Annotated in this window: 22 protein-coding genes and 1 pseudogene; 16 read left to right on the forward strand and 7 right to left on the reverse strand. The window is 68.7% G+C overall.

All coding sequences use genetic code 11. From position 1 onward, the window contains the following. The first annotated feature begins 475 nt into the window (after window positions 1-475). From G9C83_RS14510 to G9C83_RS14520, 3 genes are read left to right on the forward strand one after another with little or no spacing between them, the layout of a single operon-like run. Window positions 476-1,720, forward strand: coding sequence for an ABC transporter substrate-binding protein (locus G9C83_RS14510; RefSeq protein ID WP_167247141.1), 1,245 nt, complete (start codon window positions 476-478; stop codon window positions 1,718-1,720). 60 nt (window positions 1,721-1,780) lie between these two features. Continuing rightward, window positions 1,781-3,289 carry an aldehyde dehydrogenase family protein gene (locus G9C83_RS14515; protein ID WP_167247143.1) on the forward strand — a complete coding sequence of 503 codons (1,509 nt, stop codon included), beginning with the start codon at window positions 1,781-1,783 and terminating at the stop codon, window positions 3,287-3,289. 58 nt (window positions 3,290-3,347) lie between these two features. After that, entirely contained in the window at window positions 3,348-3,899 is a 552-nt protein-coding gene (locus tag G9C83_RS14520; protein ID WP_167247145.1) for a helix-turn-helix domain-containing protein, read from the forward strand. A 1-nt stretch (window position 3,900) separates the two neighbouring features. On the opposite strand, the gene G9C83_RS14525 is transcribed toward G9C83_RS14520, so the two are convergent. Then, window positions 3,901-6,936 (reverse strand): FAD-binding and (Fe-S)-binding domain-containing protein, encoded by a 3,036-nt coding sequence (locus G9C83_RS14525; RefSeq protein ID WP_167247147.1) that lies wholly within the window; start codon window positions 6,934-6,936, stop codon window positions 3,901-3,903. 110 nt (window positions 6,937-7,046) lie between these two features. Here G9C83_RS14525 and G9C83_RS14530 point away from each other — a divergent pair, with 110 nt between their 5' ends. After that, window positions 7,047-8,009 (forward strand): amidohydrolase family protein, encoded by a 963-nt coding sequence (locus G9C83_RS14530; protein ID WP_167247149.1) that lies wholly within the window; start codon window positions 7,047-7,049, stop codon window positions 8,007-8,009. Between the two features lie 91 nt (window positions 8,010-8,100). After that, window positions 8,101-8,868, forward strand: coding sequence for an IclR family transcriptional regulator (locus G9C83_RS14535; RefSeq protein WP_167247151.1), 768 nt, complete (start codon window positions 8,101-8,103; stop codon window positions 8,866-8,868). Here the strand turns inward: G9C83_RS14535 and G9C83_RS14540 are convergent. Then, window positions 8,865-9,716 carry a UbiA family prenyltransferase gene (locus tag G9C83_RS14540; RefSeq protein ID WP_167247153.1) on the reverse strand — a complete coding sequence of 284 codons (852 nt, stop codon included), beginning with the start codon at window positions 9,714-9,716 and terminating at the stop codon, window positions 8,865-8,867. The two genes, G9C83_RS14535 and G9C83_RS14540, sit on opposite strands and share 4 nt — an antisense overlap. A 128-nt stretch (window positions 9,717-9,844) precedes the next feature. Here G9C83_RS14540 and G9C83_RS14545 point away from each other — a divergent pair, with 128 nt between their 5' ends. Continuing rightward, window positions 9,845-11,392 (forward strand): class I adenylate-forming enzyme family protein, encoded by a 1,548-nt coding sequence (locus G9C83_RS14545; RefSeq protein ID WP_167247155.1) that lies wholly within the window; start codon window positions 9,845-9,847, stop codon window positions 11,390-11,392. 23 nt (window positions 11,393-11,415) lie between these two features. On the opposite strand, the gene G9C83_RS14550 is transcribed toward G9C83_RS14545, so the two are convergent. Continuing rightward, window positions 11,416-12,828 (reverse strand): SLC13 family permease, encoded by a 1,413-nt coding sequence (locus G9C83_RS14550; RefSeq protein WP_347877806.1) that lies wholly within the window; start codon window positions 12,826-12,828, stop codon window positions 11,416-11,418. A 106-nt stretch (window positions 12,829-12,934) separates the two neighbouring features. Here G9C83_RS14550 and G9C83_RS14555 point away from each other — a divergent pair, with 106 nt between their 5' ends. After that, the gene (locus G9C83_RS14555; RefSeq protein WP_167247157.1) at window positions 12,935-13,561 is read left to right on the forward strand and encodes an MBL fold metallo-hydrolase; all 627 of its coding nucleotides are present in this window, start codon (window positions 12,935-12,937) and stop codon (window positions 13,559-13,561) included. Here the strand turns inward: G9C83_RS14555 and G9C83_RS14560 are convergent. Then, window positions 13,558-14,319: an ABC transporter ATP-binding protein gene (locus tag G9C83_RS14560; RefSeq protein ID WP_167247160.1), complete on the reverse strand. Its 762-nt coding sequence runs from the start codon at window positions 14,317-14,319 to the stop codon at window positions 13,558-13,560. The genes G9C83_RS14555 and G9C83_RS14560 overlap by 4 nt on opposite strands. A 91-nt stretch (window positions 14,320-14,410) precedes the next feature. Here G9C83_RS14560 and G9C83_RS14565 point away from each other — a divergent pair, with 91 nt between their 5' ends. The 9 genes from G9C83_RS14565 to G9C83_RS14605 all read left to right on the forward strand — a co-directional run bounded on the left by G9C83_RS14565 (window position 14,411) and on the right by G9C83_RS14605 (window position 22,178). Beyond that, a complete protein-coding gene (locus G9C83_RS14565) occupies window positions 14,411-14,932 on the forward strand; it encodes a gamma carbonic anhydrase family protein (protein WP_167247161.1) in 522 nt (173 codons plus the stop codon). A 55-nt stretch (window positions 14,933-14,987) separates the two neighbouring features. Then, on the forward strand, window positions 14,988-16,364 hold the full coding sequence (locus G9C83_RS14570; protein ID WP_167247163.1) for a CoA-binding protein: 1,377 nt from the start codon (window positions 14,988-14,990) through the stop codon (window positions 16,362-16,364). Then, the gene (locus G9C83_RS14575) at window positions 16,357-17,058 is read left to right on the forward strand and encodes an acetate--CoA ligase family protein (RefSeq protein WP_167247165.1); all 702 of its coding nucleotides are present in this window, start codon (window positions 16,357-16,359) and stop codon (window positions 17,056-17,058) included. The genes G9C83_RS14570 and G9C83_RS14575 overlap by 8 nt, the downstream gene beginning before the upstream one ends. Before the next feature lies 1 nt (window position 17,059). Next, window positions 17,060-17,467: a thioesterase family protein gene (locus G9C83_RS14580; protein ID WP_167247263.1), complete on the forward strand. Its 408-nt coding sequence runs from the start codon at window positions 17,060-17,062 to the stop codon at window positions 17,465-17,467. A gap of 54 nt (window positions 17,468-17,521) precedes the next feature. After that, window positions 17,522-17,701, forward strand: a complete 180-nt coding sequence (locus G9C83_RS14585) for a hypothetical protein (protein ID WP_167247167.1) — start codon at window positions 17,522-17,524, stop codon at window positions 17,699-17,701. 65 nt (window positions 17,702-17,766) lie between these two features. Beyond that, entirely contained in the window at window positions 17,767-18,846 is a 1,080-nt protein-coding gene (locus G9C83_RS14590) for a cupin domain-containing protein (protein ID WP_243838047.1), read from the forward strand. Window positions 18,847-19,065: 219 nt separating this feature from the next. Then, a complete protein-coding gene (locus G9C83_RS14595; RefSeq protein WP_167247169.1) occupies window positions 19,066-20,247 on the forward strand; it encodes an ABC transporter substrate-binding protein in 1,182 nt (393 codons plus the stop codon). 39 nt (window positions 20,248-20,286) lie between these two features. Then, the gene (locus G9C83_RS14600) at window positions 20,287-21,168 is read left to right on the forward strand and encodes a branched-chain amino acid ABC transporter permease (protein ID WP_167247170.1); all 882 of its coding nucleotides are present in this window, start codon (window positions 20,287-20,289) and stop codon (window positions 21,166-21,168) included. Continuing rightward, on the forward strand, window positions 21,168-22,178 hold the full coding sequence (locus G9C83_RS14605) for a branched-chain amino acid ABC transporter permease (RefSeq protein ID WP_167247171.1): 1,011 nt from the start codon (window positions 21,168-21,170) through the stop codon (window positions 22,176-22,178). The genes G9C83_RS14600 and G9C83_RS14605 overlap by 1 nt, the downstream gene beginning before the upstream one ends. A gap of 60 nt (window positions 22,179-22,238) precedes the next feature. Here the strand turns inward: G9C83_RS14605 and G9C83_RS14610 are convergent, their stop codons facing one another. From G9C83_RS14610 to G9C83_RS16305, 3 genes and pseudogenes are all read right to left on the reverse strand, one after another. Next, window positions 22,239-22,937 (reverse strand): ABC transporter ATP-binding protein, encoded by a 699-nt coding sequence (locus G9C83_RS14610; RefSeq protein WP_347877810.1) that lies wholly within the window; start codon window positions 22,935-22,937, stop codon window positions 22,239-22,241. An 83-nt stretch (window positions 22,938-23,020) separates the two neighbouring features. Beyond that, window positions 23,021-24,409 carry a DUF3179 domain-containing (seleno)protein gene (locus tag G9C83_RS14615; protein ID WP_167247173.1) on the reverse strand — a complete coding sequence of 463 codons (1,389 nt, stop codon included), beginning with the start codon at window positions 24,407-24,409 and terminating at the stop codon, window positions 23,021-23,023. 47 nt (window positions 24,410-24,456) lie between these two features. Then, a pseudogene (locus G9C83_RS16305) lies at window positions 24,457-24,590 on the reverse strand (FAA hydrolase family protein); the annotation flags it as partial.

The following is a 24,590-nucleotide window of genomic DNA, read 5'->3' on the forward strand; positions in this document are numbered from 1 at the left end:
AAACGTATCTTCGATGATTAATCCTACCACGCGTGCTGACCCCGAATGAATTCTCGGCTGGTCGCCACCGACGAGTACTCCGGGGTACTTCCCCGTCAACTTTAGCGTGTGATATCGGTGTATAAGAAGTGTATTTTCGCCCGCTAGTAAACGCTCGTGTGGGTGAGATCCCGAATACTGTCTGATACGAAGCCAGACGAGATCCCCATCGTGAACCACGGTGATGTGGAACCCATCCACGCGAGTTCCCCTTTCCACGAAAGGGTGCGTGGTTCGTCACGAACAATCACCTCGATACAGTGTGTTCCTAGGAGACTGTTCCATCGAGGGATGCGTTGCGGTTATCGATTGATCCGGACCGAACCCGACCGAATTCACCGCGGGACATATACTGGTAAGAATATAGTTGCAATCAACTCACAGACGAGTCTTCAACAACGGAAACGTTTAACATAATGTTCGTGTAGTGGGGAGTATGGGCACGTTTGACAATGACAGTACGCGGCGGTCGTACCTGAAGACCGTCGGCGCAGCGGGCGCCCTCGGAATGAGTAGTCTGGCAGGCTGTACCGCCTTCGGTGGCGGCAGCAGCGACAGCGGAACCATCACCGTCGCGGCCGCGGTCCCCGAGACCGGCCGGCTGTCGTCGGTCGGCAACGAGATGCTGCGCGGCTACGAGCTCGGTGTCGACGTCATCAACGAGAACGGCGGCATCGACGGCCAGGAGGTCGATCTCGTCGTGAAAGACGACGAGAGCGACCCGACGGTGCTCCGGCAGGTGCTCCAGGAGACCCTGAGCAACAACGACGTCGACATGATCTGGGGGAGTTTCTCCAGCCCGCTCGTGATGGCCGGGAGCGCCCTCGCCGAGAACGAGGGGCTGCCGTTCCTCGCGGTCGCGACCTGCTACGAGGCGCCGCTGACCGACGAAGGCAAGGAGTGGACGTACACGCCGTTCCCGAAGACCCGGGACGTCACGCGCGCGACGACCGGGATGCTGGAGCTCGTCCCGGAGAGCGACCGGCCGGAGACGGTCGGTATCTGGGAGGAGAACTCCGGCTGGGGCGAGGAGATGGCCGAAGCCTGGGAGACGAAGCTCTCCGAGGCGGGCTACGACGTCGCCCTGCGGGAGACGTACAACACCGGCAACCAGGACTTCTCCTCGCTCATCTCGCAGTCCGAGAGCGCGGGCGTCGAGGCGCTGGTCGCGTGCCCGCAGCCCCCGGACGGCATCACCGCGATGAACCAGATCAGCAACAGCGGCTACACGCCGGAGTTCATCGAGTTCGTTCGCGCGTCCGACCCGCAGGCGTGGTGGTCCGCGCTCGGCGACCAGGGCAGCTACGTGACGATGTGCCCGGGCTGGGCGCCCGGAATGACCGGGAACGGCAACGACACGCTGCTGGAGACCTACCGCGCGAACAACGAGGACGCGGGCGAGGACGCCGTTCCGCGCGTGATGGTCGGCGTCGGCTACAACCTCGCCCAGACCGCCGAGCAGGCGTTCGCGGGCGCGGAGTCCACCGACCCCGGGGACGTGCAGTCGTCGCTCGACGAAACGGAGTTCCAGACGGTCATCGGCGACTTCGCGTTCGACGAGTACGGAATGCCCCAGAAGGGCCAGCTCTCCGCCGCGAGCGCGCAGTGGTGGGACGGCCAACAGCAGCTCGTCTACCCGCAGACGGAGAACGCCGCGGACCTGCGGTTCCCCATCGAGTAGCGGCGAAGAACGGGCAGCGCGCGTACCTTTATCTAAGTCGGTCCGTAAGTATAGAGCGTTATGGCGCAAGCACAAGCGGAGGGGCTGGAGCTCTCGATCGACGGCGACTGGAGCGAACAGTACATCGGCGGCGAGTGGGCCGGCTCGGAGAGCGGCGAGACCATCGACGTCGAGGACCCCTCGACGCGCGAGACGGTCGCGCAGGTGCCGTCGAGTACCGAGACCGACGTGGACGCGGCCTACGAGGCCGCCGCAGAGGCACAGGAATCGTGGGCAGAAGCGCCGCCAGCGCAGCGCCAGGAAGTCCTGAGCAACGTCGTCCACCTGCTCGAAGCCCACGAGGACGAAATCGTCGAGCTGCTCGGCCACGAGGCGGGCGGCTCCGCCATCATGGGCGGGACGTCCGTCCACCTCGCGACCGACCAGGCCAGCGAGGCTTCGACGCTGCCGCGGCGGATGAAAGGCGAGCACGCCGAGTCGAACATCCCCGGCAAGGAGAACATCGTCGTGAAGGAGCCGCAGGGCGTGGTGACGGTCATCTCGCCGTGGAACTTCCCGCTGAACCTCTCGATGCGCGCGGTCGCACCCGCTATCGCCGCGGGCAACAGCGTCGTACTCAAGCCCGCGACGAACACGCCCATCGTGGGCGGGCTCCTCCTCGCGAAGCTCTTCGAGGAGGCCGGCCTCCCCGGCGGCGTGCTGAACGTGGTGACGGGCCGGGGCTCGGAGATCGGTGACCGCGTCGCCAGCCACCCCGAGAGCGACGTGGTAGCGTTCACCGGCTCGACGCCCGTCGGTCGGCGCGTCGCCGGGCTCGCCGCGGAGAACCTCGCGGTGCCCGCGATGGAACTCGGCGGCAACAACGCGCACATCGTCACCGCCGACGCCGACGTCGGCCAGGCCATCGACGCGGCGACGTTCGGTTCGTTCGTCCACCAGGGCCAGGTCTGCATCTCCATCAACCGCCACGTCGTCCACGAGGACGTCTACGACGAGTACGTCGAGAAGCTCACCGAACGCGCCGAATCACTGCCCGTCGGGAGCGCCCACGACCCGGAGACGGTCGTCGGCCCAATCATCGACGAGTCCCAGCGCGACCAGATGCTCGAATACGTCGAGGAGACGATCGACGCCGGCGCCACCCTCGAAACCGGTGGCGAGACCGTCGACGTGGAGGGCGTCGACGACTCCCTGGTCGTGAAGCCCACCGTGCTCTCGGACGTCACCAACGACATGTCCGCGGCGTGCTTCGAGCACTTCGGTCCCATCGCGCCCGTGATTCCGTTCTCGGACGTCGACGAGGCCGTCGAAATCGCCAACGACACCGAGTACGGCCTCTCCGGGTCCGTCCACGCCGGCGACCTCGGCACGGGCCGGGAGATCGCCGACCGCATGGACACCGGGATGGTTCACGTCAACGACCAGCCCATCAACGACGAGGCCCACGTGCCGTTCAGCGGCACGAACGCGTCCGGTCTCGGCGGCTACAACACCACGGACTTCCTCGACGAAGTGACGGAGACGAAGTGGATCTCCGTCCAGCACGAGCCCCGCGAGTACCCGTTCTGACGGGGTTCGGGGGTCGTCAACCAGTAGGAATTTGACGGCCCCCGCCCGAGTGAGGGGCATGCCAGCGAACGGGCCAGACCCGGTCTCCCCCCGCAACATCGTCATTCTGAAAGTGCGGGTGGCGAACCCCACCGCGTCGACGCGCGAGCTCAGCCGCATCCTCGACGACGAGTACGGCATCGACCTCTCGCACAACCGCATCAGCGAAATCCTGCGGGAGATGGCCGAGGACGGCCTCTACCGGGAGACCGTGATTCCCGACCAGAGCATCTTCAACCACTACCTCTTCCGGGTATCGTTCTACTACCCGAACTTCGCCGACCAGTGGGAGGACTGCTACTGGGCGCTCCGCGACGACCCGCACGTGCTGATGTTCTTCAACGCGGACTCGGAGTACCACTGGCAGTTCATCACGCAGTTCCGCGACAACGAGCGCATGCAGCGCTGGATCCACGAGTTCTTCAAGGAGTTCGGCGAGTTCATCTCCGGGTTCCACAACACCGTCCTCCACCAGGTCCACAAGTTCCAGACGGACGCCGCGGTGTTCGACGAGATGCTCAGCGAGACCGAAGAGGGGCGGCAGTACCTCGCGGAGAACGGCCGCGACTAGTTTAGTTCTGCACGGCGGCGGCGAGCAGCTCCACCGGCGTCGGCGGGCTGTCTCGGTCCTCGGGGACGATGTCGGCGGCGTCGCGCTGTTCTTCGTCGAGCATGTCGCCGAGCTGGGTGCGGCAGGACGCGCCCGGCGCGACCGCGAGTTCGCCGTCGCTGTCGTCGAGCTGGTCGACGAGGATGTCGCCGATGGACGTGCTCATCGCGTGGTGCTCGGCCTCGTATCCGAACGAGCCCGCCATCCCGCAGCACGTCGAGTCGACGGCGTCGGTGGCGTAGCCCGCGCGCCGCAGCACGCCGACCGCGTGGTGGTCTTTCTTCGTCGCCTTCTGGTGGCAGTGGCCGTGGTAGGACAGCGACGCGTCGGGCGCGCTCCAGTCGACGCCGTCGTCCAGCTGGAAGCGGTCGAGGTACTCGCAGACGCCGTACGTGTTCGCCGCGACGGCTTCTGCCGACGCTCCCGACAGGAGGTCGAGGTAGTCGGACTGGAACATCACGGCGTCGGAGGGCTCGACGAGCACGACGTCCCAGCCCTCGGCGACGCGGGGTTCGAGCGCGTCGACGTTCGCCTCGGCGGCCTCCCGTGCGGCGTCGAGGAACCCCTTCGAGTGGGCGGGCCGGCCGCTGTCAGTGCGATCCGCGAGGTCGACGTGGACGCCCGCTGCTTCGAGCACCTCGACGGCGGCGCGGCCGATCTCCGGGTGCGCGTAGTTCGTGTACGTGTCCGGGAACAGCACGGCCTTCCGCTCGGCGTCCGCGGCGGACACCGCGCTGCCGCCGCGCGCGTCGAACCAGTCCTGCAGGGTCTCGCGCTCGAACGTCGGGAGCGTGCGCTCGCTCGCGATGCCGACGGTCTTCTCCATGATTGTGCGCGCTCCTGGGAGTTCGGGCAGGAGGTTCGAGACGGGCGCGGTCGCGGAGCCGAGCTTCGCGAGCGCGTCGACGTTCGCGAACAGCTTGTCGCGGAAGCTCGCGCCGTGCTCCTGGTGGCGCTCGTGGACGACCTCGGCTTTGAGCTTCGCCATGTCGACCTCGCTCGGACAGTCGCGCGCGCATCCCTTGCAGCCGACACAGAGGTCGAGTACTTCGTCGACGAACTCGTCGCTCGTCGGGTCGTCCGGGAGGTCGCCGCTCATCGACTGCCGGAGCATGTTCGCGCGGCCCCGCGTGGACGTGACCTCCTCGTCGGCGGCGCGGTACGTCGGGCACATCACGCCGCCGCCGGTCTCCTGTTCGGTGCGGCAGCCGCCGCAGCCGTGGCAGAGCTCGACCATCCCCTGGAAGCCGTTCTCGTTCTCCCAGTTGAGCTCGGGGTCGAGGCCAGCGTCGAAGTCGTATTCGGGGTCGAAGCGGAGGTTCTCGGTCATCGAGACGTCCCCGCAGACCTGCCCGGGGTTCAGCAGCCAGTCCGGGTCGAAGGCGGTCTTCAGGTCGCGGAACGCGCCCCAGAGCTGGTCGCCGTACAGCTTGCGGTTCCACTGGGTTCGCGCGCGGCCGTCGCCGTGCTCGCCGGACACTGAGCCGCCGAACTCCACGACCATGTCGGTGACGCGGTCGGCGATGTCCTCCATCGCCGCGAGGTCGGTCTCGGACTTCGTGTTCACGAGCGGGCGGACGTGCAGGACGCCCGGGCCGGCGTGCGCGTAGAACGACGCGAACGTGTCGTTGTCCTCGAGAATCTCCTGGAAGCGCGTGACGAACTCCGGGAGGTGCTCGGGCGGAATCGCGCAGTCCTCGATGAACGAGATGTGTTTGGCGTCGCTCGTGCGCCCGAGCAGGATCGGGAGCCCGGACTTCCGGAGCTTCCAGTAGGTCGCGCGCTCGGCGTCGTCGTGGGCCTCCAGCGCGTCGAACGCGAAGTGGTCGTCGCTATCGCCGACGCGGTCCTCGACGAGGTCCGCGGTCTTCTCGCGGCCGTCCTCGTCGTCCTCGGCGTAGAACTCCACGAGCAGCGCGGCCCGCGTGCCGTCCGGGAGCAGGGCGACGACGTCGGAGAACTCCGCGGTCTCGCTCGCGAGGTCGATGAGCGTGTCGTCGATGAGTTCGACCGCCGCGGGGTCGTGTTCGAGGACGTGCTGGACGTCCGTGACGGCGTCCACGACGCTCTCGTAGGTGAGCAACGCCACGGACTTCGTCTCCGGGACGGTCTCGAGGGAGACGGTGGCCTCCGTGATGACCGCGAGCGTCCCCTCGCTGCCCGCGAGCAGCCGCGCGAGGTTCACGGTGCCGTCCCGCGCCTCGTCGACGAGCCGGTCGAAGTTGTAGCCGGAGACGTTGCGCTTCATGTCCGGGAAGCGCTCCTCGACCTCGTCGCCGTGGTCGTCGATGACCGAGACGACGCCCGCGTAGATTCGCGGCAGCAGGTCGTCGGCGTCCGCGTCGGCGCGCTCGCGGAGCTCGTCGACGTCCATCTCGCCGAGCGTCGCAGTCGAGCCGTCCGAGAGCACGACCTCGCACTCTTCGACGTAGGCGTCCGTCTTCCCGTACTTCAGGGAATGCGCGCCCGTGGAGTTGTTCCCGATAGCGCCCGCGACGACGCTCCGGTTCCCGGCTGCGGGGTCGGGCGCGAACTTCAGGTCGTGGGGCGCCAGCCGCTCGTTCAGCTCTTCGAGGACCGCGCCCGCCTGCACGTGTGCTTCGCGGGCGCCGGGGTCGACGCTCTCGATGCCGTCCATGTAGCGCGCGAACTCCAGGACGACGGCCTCGTTGACCGCCTGCCCCGCGAGGCTCGTGCCGCCGCCGCGGGGCAGCACGGGAATCTCGTTGTCGGCGCAGTACTCGACGACCGCCGCGACGTCGTCGGTGTCCGCGGGGAAGACGACGCCGATGGGCGTCACCTCGTACGCGGAGGCGTCGGTCGCGTACATCTGACGCGTGTACGTGTCGAAGCGCACGTCGCCGTCGACGCGCGCTTCCAGGTCCGCGACGAGGTCCGGCCGCTCGACGTCGCCGCTGACGTAGTCGTAGTCCGACCGCTCGTCGGCCGCCGGAGGCGTTACCTCGCTCCCCGGCGCCCCGTGTTCGTTGGATGCCATCTGGTTGCACGCGTCTACGTGTGACACCCTCCTTGTGCTTTCGGATGCGTCGAACGTTCGGGTCAATCCGCCGTCAACATTTATGGGGCGCGTCCGCGACGGACAGTTCGATGACAGTCATCGACGCGTACACGCACGCGCTCACCGAGGACTTCTACGAGACGCTGCTCGACGAGTACGACTTCCAGGGGCTGAGCGGCGACCCGTCGTTCCTCTGGAATACGGACCGGCGGCTCGACCACATGGACGAGTTCGGTATCGACAAGCAGGTCTTGACGCTCGCGCTCCCGCCGCTGTGGCGCGGCATGGACGACGACACAGCCCTCGAGCTGACGCGGCTCGCGAACGACGAGATTCGACGGCTCGCCGACGAGCACCCCGACCGGTTCGTCGCCGTCGGGACGGTCCCGCGGGCCGGCGACGAGTTCCTCGCGGAGTTCGACCGCTGCGTCGAGGACCTCGGGATGGCGGGCGTCCAGATCTTCTCCAGCATCGAGGGCGAGCCGCTGGACCGCCCGAAGTTCCACGGGCTGTTCGAGCGCGCCGAGCGCCACGACGCCCCGCTGTGGATGCACCCGCAGCTCCACGAGTGGTACGAGTGGGCGAGCGAGTACATGGAACACCGGCTGTTCGGGTGGCCGTTCGACACGACGCTGGCGCTCTCCCGGCTGGTGTTCGGCGGCGTCGTCTCCGAGTACGACTTCGACCTGCTCGCCCACCACGGCGGCGGCATGGTGCCGTTCTACGGCGGCCGCATCGACTCGTTCTACCAGACGCGGTTGGACTACCCGGAGAACTACGCGGACACCGACCTCCCCGAGTTGGACCAGCCGGTCACGGACTACTTCAAGCAGTTCCACGTCGACACCGCGGTCAGCGGCTCCGTCGCGGCTCACGACTGCGCGCACTCGTTCTTCGGCGACAACGTCGTGTTCGGCACGGACTACCCGTTCGGGCCGGGCCGCGGCCGCGCGTGGATCGAACAGGGCCTCGACGCCGTCGGGGAGATGCGCGCGGACGACGCGGCCCGCGACGGCATCCGCAGCGGCAACCTCGAAGCGCTGCTGGACTGACCGGCCGGTCCGCCCGCCGCCCCCGATTCTGCGGCTCCGTCCGCGGCGGCCAGTAGCCAAACGTTTAGTGGCCACGGGCGAACGCTCACGTATGCCGAACGGACCCACGAGCCGGACGGGGGTGAAGTCAGACGAGACGCTGTTCGCCGTGCTCGCGGCGCTGCGGGAGGCCGGCGGCGCGGGGGTGACGGAGCTCGCGGACGAGCTCGACGTCGCGAAGAGCACCGTCCACAACCACCTCGCGACGATGCGCGAGCACGGCTTCGTCGTGAAGGCGGGCGACGAGTACCGGCTCGGCCTGGAGCTGTTCCACTACGGTCAGGAGGTCCGCAACGAGTTCGACGTCTACCGCGCGGCCCGCCCCGTCGTCGACGACCTCGTCGAGACCACGGGCGAGATGGTGTGGCTGTTCACGCCGGAGAACGGCCGCGTGATGTACCTCTACGGGGGCGCCGGCGGCACCGGCATCGACGTGGACACGATACTCGGCTCGTGGGAGTACATGCACTGCACGTCCGGCGGGAAGGCGATTCTCGCGCACTACGGCGAGGACGAGGTCGACGCGGTCGTGGAGCGCCACGGGCTGCCCGCGCGCACCCCGAACACGGTGACGAGCCGCGAGGAACTGGACGCGGAACTGGAGGCGGTCCGCGAGCGCGGGTACGCGCTGAACCTCGGCGAGGACTTAGAGGGCGTCCACGCCGTCGCCGTGCCGCTACACTACGAGGACGAGCTCGTCGGATCGCTCGCTGTCGCGGGACCGGCCCACCGCGTGAGCCGCGAGCGCTGCGAGAGCGAGCTCGTCGACCAGCTGCGGGCGTCCACGAACGACATCGAACTCAACCTCGCGTACGCCTAGAGGGCGGCGAGCGCGGCACAACCTCTCGCGAGACAGTGCGCACCGAGCAACGCCGCCGTGAACGGGTACGCGAGCGCCATCTGCAGTCGGACCGACCACCGCGGCGCGAGGGAGGCGGCGATTGCGGCGTCCGCGAGCGCGACGACTGCGGCCACGAGCGCGAGCGGGGAGAGCATCCCGCTCGCGACGAACGCGACGACGAGCAGGGCCGCGAGCGCGTGGACAGCCGCGGAGACGCGCGTGCTCGCGTCGTCACCGAGGAGGACCGGGAGCGTGCGCTTGTCGACGGTCCGGTCGAACTCCCGGTCGAGGCGGTCGATGGAGACTTTCAGCCCGGAAAGCGAGACGGCGAGCGCGAGCGCCACCGCGGCGACGCCCGGGGCGAGCACGTCGGTCTGCGCGAGGAAGCCGCCGGCGAACGCGAGCGCGACGCCGACCGGGTAGTCGACGGTGACGGTCAGCGGGTGCTTGTCCAGCACGGGGGCGTGCAGGACGGCGAGCGCCCACAGCGGGAGCGTCGCGGCGACGGCCGCGCGAGCGCCGACGGCCCAGAGCAGGGCGACGAGCGCGAGGAACGTGAGCGAGGCGCTGGCAGCCGCGGTCTTCAGCAGACCGGGAGGGAGCACGGGATCGTGCTCGCCGCGGACGTGGGCGTCGACGTACTCGTCGACGACGTGCGCGGTGTAGAGGGCGGCGCCGACGGCGGCGGCGTGCGTGGTGGCGAGCGGGATGTAGACGGCGGGCGCGAGCGCGGCGCCGGCGAGCGCGACGCCGACCGCGGGGAGCATGAACGTCGGCTTGACGCCCGCGAGCAGACCGTCGACGGCGCGGCCGGGGTCGGCGACCATGTCGACCGTTGACCGGGCCGCGGGATAAACCTGGTCGCCAGTCGGTAAATTCAGCCGACGGCGCTCCGAACGATTAACCGACACTGTTATTATCTGGTGTGGGCTTTCCTCACACAGCACAGTAACGCATGCATTACTTGGAAGCATTCGAGCGGAGCGTCCGCGTCCACGGCGACGAAACCGCCATCGTCACCGACGACGGCCGGTCGTTCACGTACGAGGAGTTCGACCGCCGGAGCACCGAACTCGCGAACGCCGTCGTCGACGCCGTCGGCGACTCGCCGGTGGCGGTGCTCGCGTTGAACAGCCCGGCGGCCGCCGAGGCGATGATCGCCGGTCACAAGCGCGGCACGCCGACAGTCCAGCTCTCCTTCCGCGGGTCCGCCGGCGAGCTCGTCGACATGGTCGAGACGGGGGGCGCCGAGGCGCTCGTCTTCGACGACGCGAACGCCGAGCGCGCCGTCGAGGTCATCGACGGCGCCGACCTCTCCGTGGGGTTCCACGCAGGGTCGGCTGACGTCGACCACCCGGACGTGGTGGAGTACGAGGACGCCCTCGGTGACGCGTCCTCGACGCTGCCCGACCACCTCCCCGCGGACGGCAAGACCAACGTCTTCTACACGAGCGGCACGACGTCCACGCCGAAGGCCGTCGCGTTCGACGGCGAGCAGATGTGGACCGGCGCCTACCAGGGCATCATGGAGCACGGCATCGACCAGACGGACCTCGCCATCGTGACGACGCCGTGGTACCACATGGTCACGTCGGACGCGTGGCTGTACCCGCACTGGATGGCGGGCGCGACGACGTGCCTCCAGTCGGACTTCGACCCCTCGGAGGTGCTCGAACTCGTCGAGGACCACGACGCCACCGGCCTGCTCGCCGTCCCCACCCAGCTGTCGCTGCTCAACGACGTACAGGAGAACGAGAGCGACCCCTACGACACGAGTTCGCTGTCGTACATCCGCACCGGCGGCTCGGTGGTCACCGAGGAGCTCGTCGAACGCACGTCCGAGCTCCTCTCGGAGAACCTCTACAACACGTACGGGATGACCGAGGGCGGCCCGAACTTCACGTTCGCGCACCCGTCCGTGCAGGACGAACACCCGGGCACCATCGGCAAGGAGTCGTTCTCGTGGGAGCTCCGCGTCGTGGAGACGGCGCCCATCACCGAACACCCCGACCCCGAGGCGGAGGTCGGGCCGGGCGAGCAGGGCGAGATCATCGCCCGCGGCCCCGGCGTCCCGGACGGCTACATCGACAACCCCGAGGCCGAGGAGAAGACGTTCTTCGGCGAGTGGCTGCGCACGCGTGACGTCGCAGAAGTCGACGAGGACGGCTTCCTCTACATCACCGACCGCGTGGACAACATGTTCATCAGCGGCGGGGAGAACATCTACCCCGCGGAGGTCGAGCGCGCCATCGACGGCCACCCGGCGGTCGCGGAGACGCTCGTGTTCGGGCAGGACGACGAGGAGTGGGGCCAGAAGGTCACCGCCATCGTCGTCGCCGAGATGGACGTCGACGCCGACGAAATCGACACGTTCTGCCGGAAGCACGACTCGCTGGCGAACTACAAGCGCCCCCGCGAGTACGTCGTCCGCGAGGAGCCGCTGCCGCGCACTGACACCGGCACGGTCCAGCGCCAGGAAGCCATCGACCAGCACTTCGACTGAACGGCGCTTCCCCGTCTCTCTTCTCAGAACGCGAGCGCGAAGATGCCGATTTGAATCGGGAGCAGGAGTACGAGCGTCGCGAGCGAGCAGAGCGCTGCCATCTTGATGAGCTCCATCGAGTCGACGACGTCGAGGCCGAGGATGGCGACGAGGACGGCGGACTGGTAGGGGAAGAAGTACGTGTTGAGCGCGACGGCTTCCGTCATCGCGACGGGCACGAGCGGGAGGCCGGCGCTCTCGGCGAACGCGACGAGCACGGGCGTGAGCACGCTCGCGACCGCCAGCCCCTCCATGAGGAACGTCAGCGCGATGGACGCGATCGCGAGGAACCCGAGCGCGACGGCCAGCGACGCGTCCTGCGGGAACGACGCGAGGATGCCGTCGGCCGCGACGTCCGTGAACCCGGTCTGCTGGAGACCGGCGGCGATGGCGAAGATGGCGCCGAGGAAGAACACGATGGAGAAGTTCGCCTCCTCGACGGCGTCCACGCCCACCACGCCGATGCGGGGGGTGAACGCGAGGATGGCGACGACGAGCGCACCGTACAGGGGGTGGAGGCCGTGGACGGTGTCGGTCGCCCAGATGGCGACGCCGACGAGGAGGAACGCCATCATGCGGCGCGCCTCCGAGGGCGCAGCAGCGGACTCGCGGACGGCGTCGGTTTCGCGCATCGCGTCGGCGTCCCGCGGCCGGTAGAGGAAGTAGGCGATGGCGGTGATGACGGCGGCGCGCCCGACGGCCATCACGGGGCCGAGCCAGACCGCCCACTCCACCCAGCCGATGGAGACGCCGGCGTTCGTCTCGACGAGTCCCGTGATGATGATGTTCGCGAGCGACCCCGTGAGGATGCCGGTGCCGGCGTAGTAGGTGACGAACAGCGGCCCGAGGAAGAGGCCGACGCGGGTGCGGCGCTCGGTGAAGCGCTCGCCGACGGAGATGAGGATGGGGCCGAGGATGAGCACGCGCACGAGCGACGACGGCACGAGCACGACGAAGCCGAGCGCGGCAGCGCAGAGGACGACCAGGAGGTTCCGGTACGTGGTCTTCGCGTCGGACGTGGCGTCGCCCGGGATGACGCTCAAGGCGGCGCGCTCGACGGCCGCGGCGAGGCCGCTCTGGCGGGTGGCTTCGCCGAGTAGGATGCCGAGGACGACCAGCCACGTCGCGGCCGATCCGAAGCCGGTGAGCGCGAGGTCCGTGGAGAACGCCACGCCGACGAGCCCGATGGCGAGCAGGCCCGTGAGCCACGGTTCGACGGGCGACCCGACCCACAGCGCGATGGAGAAGACGGTGATGGCGAGCATCCGCGCCATCTCGGCGTCGATGGGGGCGAACAGGAGGACGGCCGCCCCGGCCGCGGCGCCGACCGGCAGCGACAGCCACGCGGGGTCGACGTCTCCGCGGAGGGCGTCCGACCACGTCGAGTCAGTCGTCACGTTGGAACACCGTTTGCTCGCACGCAGGGAAACCGGCCTATTCTTTCTTCCGGAACCGGGCACCGGGCGGAAGATGTTTGGCGGTCGCCGTTCCACTCTCGACGCGATGATTTCGGAGCCAGCAAGCGGCGTGTACGACGTGACGCTCGCGGAGCTGAACGGCGGCCGGTACCGCGTGTTCGTCTTCGACGGAGAGACGCCGACGCTCGTGGACGCCGGCCTCGAAGGAACGGTCGACGCCGTCGAGGAGGGCCTCGACGAACTCGGTGTCGAGCCCGAGCGCGTGGTCGTCACGCACGGCGACGGCGACCACGTCGGCGGCCTCCCCGGGCTCGCGGAGCGCTACGACCTCGAAACGTGGCTCCCGGAAGGCCTCGACGTGGACGGCCACGAGCCCGATTACCGGTACGGCGACGGCGACGAGGTCGGCCGCTTCACGGCCGTCCACACGCCCGGTCACACGTCCGAGCACCACTCGCTCGTCGACGAGGACAGCGGCGTCGCGGTGATCGGCGACGCGCTGTTCGGCGCGGACGCCCGCGGCCTCCCGGAGGGGTACTTCGTGCTCCCGACGGGGTACTACTCCGCGGACCTGAACGAGGCCGACGAGTCACTGGCGAAGCTCGCCGAGTACGACTTCGACGTCGGCCTCGTCTACCACGGGGAGAGCGTCACGGAGGACGCGAGCGAGAAACTGGAGGCGTTCGTGAACTTCGCCGGGAAACCCACCTAGTCGGCGCCGGCGCCCGCGCTCGCGCCGTCGTCTATCGCGTCGCCGGCGTTCTCGCCGAGGTACGCCTCGATGACGCGCTGGTTGTTCTGAATCTCGTCGGGCGTCCCGGTCGCGATGAGGTTCGCGTTGTCGAGGACGAGGACGCGGTCGCTGACGGACATCAGCGCGCGCATCACGTGGTCGATGAGGAAGACGGTCTTCCCGCGGTCGGCGATGTCGCGGATGAGGCCGACGATGGCCTCGGTCTCCTCGGTGTCGAGGCCGCCCGCGACCTCGTCGAACAGCAAGACCTCGGGGTCGGTCGCGAGCGTCCGGGCGATTTCCAGTCGCTTGAGCGCGCCGACGCTGAGCTCGTTGGGGGTGGTGTGGGCCATCTCCTCGAGGCCGACGAACTCCAGGGCCTCGTACGCGCGCTCCTCGGCGTTCTTCGAGCTGCGGCCGCCGAACTCCGCGCCGACGGCGGCGTTCTCCACGAGCGTGAGGTTCTCGAACGGGTGGACGATCTGGTGGGTGCGGACGAGCCCGCGGTGACAGATCTCGTGCGGACTCATCCCGGTGATGTCCTCGCCGTCGAGGTAGACGGTGCCCTCGTTGGGCTCCTGGACGCCGGAGATGAGTCGGAACAGCGTCGACTTGCCGGCGCCGTTCGGCCCGATGAGGCCGACCGTCTCCCCGCGCTCGATGGAGAACGAGACGTCGTCGACGGCGACGATGCCGCCGAATCGCTTCGTGAGGTGCTCGCCTTCGAGTACGGCCATCTTGGTTGTCGTTACCTACCCACCCGCATAAATGTAGCCCTCGCGGGAACGGACCCGAAAGCATGTCCCCGCCCGCCCCGACGTTGCGGACATGCTTCGAGCGTACGACGGTGTGACTCCCGACGTCGCCGAGTCGGCGTACGTCGACGAGCGGGCGACGGTCATCGGGGACGTCGAAATCGGGCCGGAGGCGAGCGTGTGGCCGGGCGCGGTGCTGCGCGGCGACCACGGGCGAATCGTGCTCGGCGAGCGCGCGAACGTCCAGGACAACGCGACCCTCCACGAGCACGCGGTCCTCGAAGACGGCGCGACCGTCGGCCACAACGCGGTCGTCCACGACGCGACGGTCGGCGAGCGCAGCGTGGTCGGCATCGGCGCGGTCGTCCTCGACGACGCGGAAGTCGGGCCTGGGAGCGTCGTCGCCGCGAACGGCACGGTCACCGAGGAGTCCGAGATTCCCGGCGGCGTGCTCGCGGTCGGGACGCCCGCCGAAGTCCACCAGGAACTGGCGGGGGACTTCTGGGAAGGCACGGGCGACCGGTACGCCGAACTCGCGAAGGAGTACGCCGGCACCACGCGCGTCGTCGAGGACGGCCCCGTGCTCCCGGAGTGAGCGCGAGGTTGACGGGAGGAAAACCGTTTTAGTGGCATTCCCTGTACATCGAGGCGTGAACTTACAGCGCCTGTTCCGGCCCGAGCGTATCGCAGTCGTCGGCGCCTCCGCGACCGAGGGGAAACTCGGCTACGAGGCGATGGCGAACGCCGTCGAGTTCGACGGTGAGGTGTACCCGGTGAACCCGTCCGGCGAGGGCGAGGTCTTCGGCGAGCCGTTCGTGGAGTCCGTCACGGACATCGAGGAGACCGTCGACCTCGCGCTGCTGGCGGTACCGGCACACGTCGTGCCGGACGTCGTCGAGGAGTGCGGCGAGGCCGGCGTCGGCGGCGCGGTCATCTACGCTGGCGGCTTCGCGGAGGCCGGCGGCGAGGGCGAAGAACTTCAGGAGGCCGTCGTCGCGGCGGCCGACGAGCACGACGTCGCGCTGCTCGGCCCGAACACGAGCGGGTTCGTCGCGCCCGCGAGCAACCTGCTGGCGTCGTTCGCCGGGGGCGTCGAGCGCCTGCGCCCGGGCGGCGTGACGATCCTCGCGCAGAGCGGCGGGGTCGCCCACCAGTTGGCGTTCAGCGCACACCGCGAGGGCCGCGGCATCGCGACGATGGTCGGGCTCGGAAACCGCGCGAACGTCGGCTTCGAGGAGGCCATCCCGTACTTCGATTCGGACCCGAACACGGACGCCATCGTGCTCCACGTCGAGGGCACCGACGACGGCCGCGCGCTCCTCGAAGCGTGCCGCGAGTCGGACACCCCCGTAATCGCGTACAAGGTCGGCCAGGCCGACGTCGGCGACTTCGCGGAGTCCCACACGGGCGCGCTCACCGGCGACCACGCGCTCTACACTTCGGGGTTCGCCCAGTACGGCGTCCCGACGGTCGAATCGACGACCGAGCTGTTCGACGCGGGGCAGGCGCTCGCGAACTCCCCGGAGCCCGATGGCGCGAACGTCGGCGTCGTCACCGCGCAGGCCGGCCCGGGAATCATCATCGCGGATCGCCTGCAGCGAGCGGGCGCGACGCTCCCGGACCTCGCGGAGGACACGCAGGACCGCGTCGGCGAGATTCTCCCCGGCATCACGTACGCCGAGAACCCCGTGGACACGGGCCGGCCGATGCCCGAGTTCGGCGACGTGGTCGAAGCGGTCGCGGAGGACGACAACGTGGACGCGGTGCTCGTCTACGAGCTGTTCGAGGAGGCGCTGGGCTTCCCGCAGGAGACGCTGGACGGCCTCGCGGAGCGCGTGGACAAGCCCGTGCTGTTCGCGACCGAGGGGCCGGCGGAGTCGATGGCCGACGACCTCGCCGCGCTCCGCGAGGCCGACGTGCCGGTGTTCACGTCGCCGGAGCGCGGCGCGGACGCGGCCGCGGTGCTCGCTCGGTACGCGACGCTCGACGACGCCGCCGCGGACGAGGAGGTGAGCGCCGATGTCTGAGGACCCCATCGCGGCCGCGCAGGCCGACGGCCGCACGACGCTCACGGAGGCGGAGGCGAAGTCGCTGCTCGCGGGCGCTGGCATCGAGACGCCCGCGTTCTCCGTCGCCGCGGACGCCGACGCCGCAGTGGCGGCCGCGGAGGAAATCGGTCTCCCGGTTGTCGTGAAGGTCTCCTCGCCGTCGGTCACGCACAAGAGCGAGTGGGCCGAGGGCGCGGGCGTCGCGGTCGGCCTCGACTCCGCGGACGCGGTGCGGGAGGCCGCCGCGGAAATCTTCGACGCGGCGGACGCGCGCGGCATCGACGCCGACGTGCTCGTGGAGGAAGCGCGCGACGTGGACGCCGGCACCGAGGTCATCGTCGGCGGCCTCCGCGACCCGTCGTTCGGTCCGGTCGTGCTGACGGGGCTCGGCGGCATCTTCACGGAGGTCTACGAGGACACCAGCCACCGCATCGCGCCCATCGACGCCGCGGAGGCCCGCGAGGCCATCGAGGAACTGACCGCCATCGAGTTGCTGGAGGGCTATCGTGGCCGCGAGCCCGCGGACGTCGACGCGCTCGCGGAGGTCGTGGCAGCAGTCGGCGACCTCGTGAACGAACACGAAGCCATCTCGGAGGTCGACGTGAATCCGGTGCTCGCGACCGAAGAGGGCGCTGTGGCGCTCGACGCGCTCGTCGTGCTGGGGGGTGAGTGAGATGGCGGGCTACGAGCGCACGTGGACGGTGCGCTTCTCGGACACGGACCCGTTCGGCATCGCGCACTACCCGCGCATCGTGGACGCGCTCCACGAGACCTCCGACATGTTCATGCAGGAGCTCGGCTTCCCGTTCTGGGAGATCTCCCAGGAGCACGGCTTCGGGCTGCCGCTCGTGGAGATGGACTTCGAGTTCCAGAACCCCGTGGAGGCCGGCGACGAGGTCACCATCGAGCTCACGCCGGACGTCGGCGGGCGGAGCGTTCGCTTCGAGTACGAGGCGCGCTGCGACGGCGAGGTGGCGTTCTCGGGGTACGAGCAGCGCGTCTGCGCGCACCACGGCGGCGGCGGGTCGATGGAGATTCCCGACGACCTCCGCGAGGCCTTCGAGGAGTACGCCGACGACTGAGCAGGCGCCTCCGCGGACGGTACGCTTTTGCTGTTCGCCGCGCGACCTAGTGGCATGGCCGAGTTCACGAACCCCTACGCGGAGGCCGACCCGTTCGTCGAAGCGCACTTCGACTGCCTGAACTGCGGCGGGAAGCTCTGGGAGTACGCTATCCAGGGCGCGATGGTCTGCGAGGACTGCCGCGCGCTGTTCCGCTCGAAGGACGTCTTCGCCGACCAGGTCGCCGAAGCCTAACACGTTCGCGTCCGCTGCTGGACCGCTCCAGTAGACTTATGATAATTCTGTGCTAATGTAACACCATGGCAACGCAAGATACAGAGGACCTCCTAGAGATGAGTGCCGACACCAGGAGCCTCCTCGACGAGAACGACCTGGTGCCGCTGTGGGAGGTCGAGGACGACATGGGCAACCTCCTCGACGACATCGGCGCGAACATCTGGAGGTGGGAAGACATCCAGGCCGCCATCGACGGCATCGAAGAGGACGTCCCCATCAACGACCTGCCGCCGGGCTTCCAGCGACGGGTCGCCGTCCCGCTGAACGCCCCGCACGCGATCTCGAACACCATCTACGTGGGCGTCCAGACGGTCTCCCCGGGCGAGACCGCGCCCGCGCACCGGCACGCGTCCAGCGCGCTCCGGTTCACCATCGACGGCCACGAGGACATGAAGACGGTCGTGGCGGGCGAGGAGTTCCCGATGCACGACCAGGACCTCATCACCACCCCGCAGTGGGAGTGGCACGACCACGTCAACGACGGCGACGAGACGGCGACGTGGCTGGACGTCCTCGACCTGCCGCTGTTCCTCGACACGCTGAACAACAGCCACGTCTTCGAGAACCACGAGCTGGAGCGCCAGCCGGTGACGAAGTCCCAGGGGTACTGGGCGTCCCAGTACGGCCGCGGCCGGCCGTCGAACGACGACGGCGACGACTCGATTCCCGGGCCGTTCGAGGGGAACGTGGCGGCGACGCCGCCGTTCCGCTTCGGTTGGGACGAGATGCTGGAGGCGCTCCGCCAGCGCGCCGAGAACGACGACCCGGACCCGAACGACGGCTACAGCCTCGAGTACGTCAACCCGGCGACCGGCGAGCCGCCGGTGACGCCGACGATGTCGTTCCGCGCGCAGCTCCTCCAGGAGGCGACCGACGACCACTTCCACAACTCCACGGAGGTGTACTTCGTCATCGAGGGCGAGGGCGTCACGCACGTCGGCGACGAGGCCCTGGAGTGGGGCGAGAAGGACATCTTCGTGGTTCCGCCGGACGAGATTCACCACCACGAGCCGGACGACGAGGAGGCGATCCTGCTGGGCATCACCGACGAGCCGGTGCTGCGCTCGCTGAACTTCTACGCGGAAGCCGAGCCGTCGTCGTAAGCACGGCCCGCTCCCGTTCGGCACTCGCTTCCGCTCTCGTTTTCGCACACTGACGGACAGTCCCGGGTTCGATTCACCACCTAATTGACAGAAAACGTACGATTACCACATCTTTTATGATGTACGTGATATAGGTGTGGGTATAGCATGGTGGACAGTGACAGCCCACAGAGCAGGCGTACGTATCTCAAAACACTCGGCGCAGCGGGCGCGGTCGGCATGTCCGGACTCTCCGGTTGCACGCTCCTCGACGGGGGCGGCGGGGGCAGCGAGACCATCACGATAGCGGCCACGGTGCCCGAGACCGGGCAGTTCTCCTCGCTCGGCGAGGCCGTCAAGCAGGGCTACGAGCTCGGTGTCACGCTGATGGACGAGGAACTCGACCAGGAAGTCGAGCTCCTCCTGTCCGACGACGAGAGCGACCCCGAGGTCGTCCGGCAGGAGCTCCAGCAGATGACGAGCAACAACGAGGTGGACATGATCTGGGGGAGCTTCTCCAGCCTCCTCGTCACCGCGGGCAGCGCGTACGCGGAGAACCAGGGGATTCCGTTCCTCGGCGCGTTCTTCGCGTACGAGGGCCCGCACCGCAACGAGGGCTACGAGTGGACGTACTCGCCGTTCCCGAAGTCCCGGGACGTCGCGCGCTCGACGTCGGGCTTGCTCGATCTCATCCCCGAGGGCGAGCGCCCGTCGAACGTCGGCATCTGGGAGGCCAACTCCGGGTGGGGCGAAGAGCAGTCCGACTACTGGGAGGAGACGCTCTCCGAGGCGGGCTACGACGTCGTCCTCCGGGAGACCTACCAGCTCGGCTCCGAGGACTTCTCCTCGCTCATCTCCCAGTCCGACAGCGCGAACGTCGAAATCCTGCTGTCGACGCCGACGCCGCCCGGCGGCATCACCGCCGTCAACCAGATGCAGTCCAACAACTGGTCGCCCCAGGTGCTGAAGTTCGTCCGCGCCGCGGACCCGACCGCGTGGTGGTCCGCGCTCGGCGAGACGGGCGCGTACGCCTGCATGTGTCCGGGCTGGGTGCCCGGTCTCACCGGCGGCGGCAACGAAGGCCTCTGGTCGGCCTACCGGAACGAGTACGGCCTCGACGACAACGAGCTCATCCGGTCGCCGGTCGGCGGCGGCTACAACGTCGCCCAGACCGCACTCCAGGCGGTCGAGGCCGCCGACTCCACGGACCCCGGCGAGCTCCAGAGCGTCCTCCGCTCGGAGACGTTCAACACGGTCATCGGCGAGTTCGGCTTCGAAGACAACGGCCTGCCCGCGGAGGGCGACCTGACCGCGCCGACCGGCCAGTGGTGGGAGGGCAACCAGCACACCGTCTACCCCGACACCGACGGCACCGGCGCGATGGACTTCCGGTACCCGATTCCGTCGTGGAGCGAACGGTAATCTCTTAGCCCCTCACTCTCACGGTACACATATTCACACATGGTAGCTACCGACCTACTCGTCGAATCGGTACTCAACGGCCTCCTCCTCGGCGGAATCTACGCCGTCGCCGCGCTCGGGCTGTCGCTCGTGTTCGGCATCATGGACATCGTGAATCTCGCTCACGGCCACATGCTGATGGTCGGCGCGTACGTCGCCATCGTCCTGTTCACGGCGCTCGGGCTGACGCCCATCGTCGGCATGGTCGTCGCGTTCGCCGTGCTGTTCGTCCTCGGCATGGCGCTCCAGCGCGTCGTCCTCGAACGCGTCGTCGGGGAGGGCATGGAACAGCCCATCATCGTCCTGTTCGGCCTCGCGTTGATACTCGAGAGCCTCGGCCGAATCGTCGTCGGCAGCGACGCGCAGGCGACCGAGATCGGCATCCCCGGGGACGCAATCTCCATCGCGGGCGCGACCCTCTCGTTCCCGCGCGTCGTCACGTTCGTCCTCTCCATCGCGCTCATCCTCGGAACGTGGGCGTTCCTGAAGTACACGACCACGGGCCTGGCCATCCGCGCGACCGCACAGAACAGCTCGGCCGCCCAGTACATGGGCGTCGACACGGACAACATCTACGTGCTCACGCTCGGCATCGGCACGGGGCTGGCGGGCGCGGCCGGCGCGCTCCTCTCGATGCTGTTCCCCATCACGCCGTACGTCGGCTGGTCGTACCTCCTGAAGGCGTTCGCCGTGGTCGTCCTCGGCGGCGTCGGCAGCGTCGCCGGCACGCTCGTCGGCGGGCTCATCCTCGGCGTCTCCGAGAACGTCGGCGTGCTCTACCTCGGCGGCGGGTTCCGGGACATCATCAGCTTCGGCATCTTCGTGCTGGTGCTGCTCGTGCGGCCGCACGGCCTGTTCGGCAGCTCCGGAGGTGGTGAGTGATGGCGTCGCTGACCGACCCCTTCGAGGGCATCTTCGACAACCGGCGGCGGCTCGCCGCGAGCGTCGTCGTGCTGCTCGCGCTCGCCGTCGTCCCGTTCACGACGACGCCGTACATCACCGACATCGTCTTCACCGGGCTCGTGTTCGTGATGCTCGGCGTCTCCTGGAACCTCATCGCGGGGTACGCCGGGCAGATCAGCCTCGGCCACCACGCCTTCTTCGGGCTCGGCGCGTTCGTCTCCGCGTGGCTCACCACGCCGGCGCGCGCCAACCTCCCGGAGGCCATCCAGTCGCCCGCCTTGCTCGCCATCGCCGTCGGCGCGCTCGTCGCGGGCCTGCTCGCGCTCGTGCTCGGGCCGATCCTGTTCCGGCTGACCGGCCACTACTTCGCCATCGGCACGCTCGCGGTCGCAGCCATCATCCAGCTCGTGCTGCTCGACCAGCGCCGGTTCTCCGGCGGCTCGACCGGGTACTACGTCCAGAACAACCTCGGCGACTCGGCCACCTTCCTGTTGATGCTGGCGGCGACCGTGCTGGTCGTCCTCGTCACGTACGCCATCGTGAACAGTCGCTCCGGGCTCGGGATGCGCGCCATCCACGACGACGAGGACGCCGCCAGTAGCCTCGGCGTCAACCCGCTGCGGTACAAGATGATCGCGTTCGTCGTCTCCGCCGCGATGGCGGGGCTCGCGGGCGGGTTCTACGCGCAGTTCACGCTGTACGTCAACCCCGACTCGACGCTCGGCGTCCCGTGGATGGTCGACACGCTCGTCGTCGTCGTCCTCGGCGGCATGGGGACGATGGTCGGGCCGCTGGTCGGCGCGGGCCTGTTCCTCTCGCTCGACACCGTCCTGCGGGAGACCGCGGGCGAGTTCGCGACCACCATCGAGGGCGCGCTCATCATCATCTTCATCATCTTCGTGCCGGGCGGCCTCTACAAGCTGCTGTCGGACCGCTACGGGAGCGACGACGCCGTCGAAGGCGACGCTACGGCCGAGCAGGCCGAGTAGCGTCTCGCTTTTCCTGTCGCTGTCCGCTTTTCGGAGAACCGGAGAACCAGTGTTGCCGCCTTAGCCGCCCAGGTACGACGCCGTGACGCGGTCGTCGGTCGCGAGCTCCTCGGCGCTCCCGGACAGCGTGATCTCGCCGGACTCGAGGACGTAGCCGCGGTCCGCGATGCGGAGGGCGTTGTTGACGTCCTGCTCGACGAGCAGCACCGTCGTCCCCTCCTCGTTGATGCGGTCGATGGCGTCGAAGACGTCCTCGACGAGCACGGGCGCGAGCCCCAGACTCGCCTCGTCCAGCAGGATGAGCTCTGGGTCGCTCATCAGGCCGCGGCCGATGGCGAGCATCTGCTGTTCGCCGCCGGAGAGCGTGCCGGCCTTCTGGCCTTTCCGCTCCTCGAGTCGCGGGAACACGCCGTAGACGTGTTCGAGCTGTTCGTCCATCCCCTCGCGGTTCGTGTACGCGCCCAGCCGGAGGTTCTCGCGGACGGTGCTGTCCCCGAAGATCTCCCGCCCCTCCGGGATGTGAGTGACGCCCTTCGGCACGACCTCGTCTTGCTGGAGGTGGCCGATGGACTCGCCCTGGAACGAGATGTCGCCGGCGCTCGGCGTGAGCGGGCCGCAGATGGTCTTCAGGATGGTCGTCTTGCCGGCGCCGTTGGCGCCGAGCAGGGCGACGGTCTCGCCCTCGGTGACTTCGAGGCTAGCGTCCCAGATGACCTGGATGTCGCCGTATCCGACGTCGATGCCGTCCACTTCGAGCAGGGTCATTGGGCCACCGTACACGACTCCCCCATAAAAGATTACCTCCAATCACAGTGCTCGCGCGGACCGCCACCGCAGCCGTCCTATCGCAGGACGTGTACGTCGTCGTAGTGCGTTCGGAACGCGAACCAGAGGCCGTGCCGGCCGGGAATCCGTTCGCGCGTCTCGTCGTCCGCGCGCAGTTCGTTCCGCGTGATCGTCCACGCTCGCCCGCCGCCGTCCACGAGCGCGTCCTCGTCGCGCTCGACGGGAGCGGGCGGCGCCTCGTACACCGCGACGTCTCCCGTGGCGTCCCGGATAGCGACGACGTCGCGCCCGTCCACGGTGCCGACGAGCGGGTCGTCGAACTCCTCGACCGGAACGACCCAGACCTCGCTGGCGTCCGCGGAGACGAGCCCGTAGACGTCGGCCTTCTCGGGGAGTTCGCCGTCGGCCTTCCGGACGCCGGGCTGGACGACGTCCTCGTTGTTCCAGTAGTGCCGGAAGAACCCGACGTGGTCGTCGTAGTGGCTGTAGTCGTAGTCGTAGCCCGTGTCTGAGTCGAGCGCGCGCGTCTCGGGGTACTCCGCGCGCCACTCGCCCCACGTCGTCTGCGTCACCGCGAACTGGTCGAGCACGAGGTCCGGGTCCGTTTCGAGGTAGCGGCCCGCGGTCGGCACGCCCGCGTGCTGGTCCCACAGCGTCTCCGTCTCCTCGTCGTACATCACCTTGTTCCCGGACGCGAGCATCCCGGTGCTCCCGAACGTGAGCACGTCGTGGTCGCCCGCGTCGACTCGCCTGTCGTACAGGATCGGCGCGTTACAGAGCGTGCAGTACGTGAGGCTCACGGGGACGCCGTCGAGGGTGACGTTCAGCAGCTCGTGCGGGAACAGCACCTCGCGCGGGACGGCGTACTGCGCGCCTTCGATTTCGAAGCCGAAGACGGTGTCCTCGTCGTCGAGGTAGTCGGCGTCGCCACCCGGGAGGAAGTCCGGGGCGTTCAGCGCCGCGAGGAACGAGCGGTCGCAGTTCCCCCAGCGGATCTCCTGGAGGTCGAAGTCCCGCGGTTCGGCGTCGATCAGGCCGCCGACGGGCGGGAGGTAGGACTTGTAGAGGCGGAGCTTCCACTCGTCGAAGCCCTCCAGAGGCTCGATGTCCTGCTGGGAGTACCACGACTCCCACTCGACCCACGCGTGCTCGGAGTCGAAGTTCGGTCCCGCGAGTTCGGCGAGCGCGTCCCGCACGCCCGGCCACCGGACTTCGGGGAGGTCGAGGTACCGCGGCGGGTCGCGGCTCCGCAGTACTTCCGGGAAGCCGAACTGCGCCCAGTCGTTGCCGATGGCGTCGATGACCAGTACTTCCAGCAGGTGCGGGACGACGCGCTCGTCGCCGTGCTCGGCGAGCGCGTCGACGGCCTCGGCGTGCGCGTCGGCGTCGCGGACGAGCAACTGCTCGACGTGTGCTTCGAGTCGCTCTCGGGATTCGGTCGACATACCCAATCGTCCGCGGCCGGCCAGCAAAAATGTGCGTGTCGGGGAAGCTACTCCTGGCCGCCCTTGGTGACGTGGACGTCGTCGAAGCGGAGGTCGCGTTCGGTGACGTCGACGAGCATGCGGCCGACGTCCTCGATTTCGGCGTCGATAGTGTCGCCGTCGGAGAGTTCGCTGACGCCCT

The organism is Halobacterium sp. R2-5, assembly GCF_011734195.1.
In the GTDB taxonomy this organism is placed as follows: Archaea; Halobacteriota; Halobacteria; order Halobacteriales; family Halobacteriaceae; genus Halobacterium.

Coding starts and splice junctions, on each gene's coding strand:
- G9C83_RS14510 (WP_167247141.1), top strand. CDS start 476: ATGGGCACGTTTGACAATGACAGTACGCGGCGGTCGTACCTGAAGACC.
- G9C83_RS14515 (WP_167247143.1), top strand. CDS start 1,781: ATGGCGCAAGCACAAGCGGAGGGGCTGGAGCTCTCGATCGACGGCGAC.
- G9C83_RS14520 (WP_167247145.1), top strand. CDS start 3,348: ATGCCAGCGAACGGGCCAGACCCGGTCTCCCCCCGCAACATCGTCATT.
- G9C83_RS14525 (WP_167247147.1), bottom strand. CDS start 6,936: ATGGCATCCAACGAACACGGGGCGCCGGGGAGCGAGGTAACGCCTCCG.
- G9C83_RS14530 (WP_167247149.1), top strand. CDS start 7,047: ATGACAGTCATCGACGCGTACACGCACGCGCTCACCGAGGACTTCTAC.
- G9C83_RS14535 (WP_167247151.1), top strand. CDS start 8,101: ATGCCGAACGGACCCACGAGCCGGACGGGGGTGAAGTCAGACGAGACG.
- G9C83_RS14540 (WP_167247153.1), bottom strand. CDS start 9,716: ATGGTCGCCGACCCCGGCCGCGCCGTCGACGGTCTGCTCGCGGGCGTC.
- G9C83_RS14545 (WP_167247155.1), top strand. CDS start 9,845: ATGCATTACTTGGAAGCATTCGAGCGGAGCGTCCGCGTCCACGGCGAC.
- G9C83_RS14555 (WP_167247157.1), top strand. CDS start 12,935: ATGATTTCGGAGCCAGCAAGCGGCGTGTACGACGTGACGCTCGCGGAG.
- G9C83_RS14560 (WP_167247160.1), bottom strand. CDS start 14,319: ATGGCCGTACTCGAAGGCGAGCACCTCACGAAGCGATTCGGCGGCATC.
- G9C83_RS14565 (WP_167247161.1), top strand. CDS start 14,411: ATGCTTCGAGCGTACGACGGTGTGACTCCCGACGTCGCCGAGTCGGCG.
- G9C83_RS14575 (WP_167247165.1), top strand. CDS start 16,357: ATGTCTGAGGACCCCATCGCGGCCGCGCAGGCCGACGGCCGCACGACG.
- G9C83_RS14580 (WP_167247263.1), top strand. CDS start 17,060: ATGGCGGGCTACGAGCGCACGTGGACGGTGCGCTTCTCGGACACGGAC.
- G9C83_RS14585 (WP_167247167.1), top strand. CDS start 17,522: ATGGCCGAGTTCACGAACCCCTACGCGGAGGCCGACCCGTTCGTCGAA.
- G9C83_RS14590 (WP_243838047.1), top strand. CDS start 17,767: ATGGCAACGCAAGATACAGAGGACCTCCTAGAGATGAGTGCCGACACC.
- G9C83_RS14595 (WP_167247169.1), top strand. CDS start 19,066: ATGTCCGGACTCTCCGGTTGCACGCTCCTCGACGGGGGCGGCGGGGGC.
- G9C83_RS14600 (WP_167247170.1), top strand. CDS start 20,287: ATGGTAGCTACCGACCTACTCGTCGAATCGGTACTCAACGGCCTCCTC.
- G9C83_RS14605 (WP_167247171.1), top strand. CDS start 21,168: ATGGCGTCGCTGACCGACCCCTTCGAGGGCATCTTCGACAACCGGCGG.
- G9C83_RS14615 (WP_167247173.1), bottom strand. CDS start 24,409: ATGTCGACCGAATCCCGAGAGCGACTCGAAGCACACGTCGAGCAGTTG.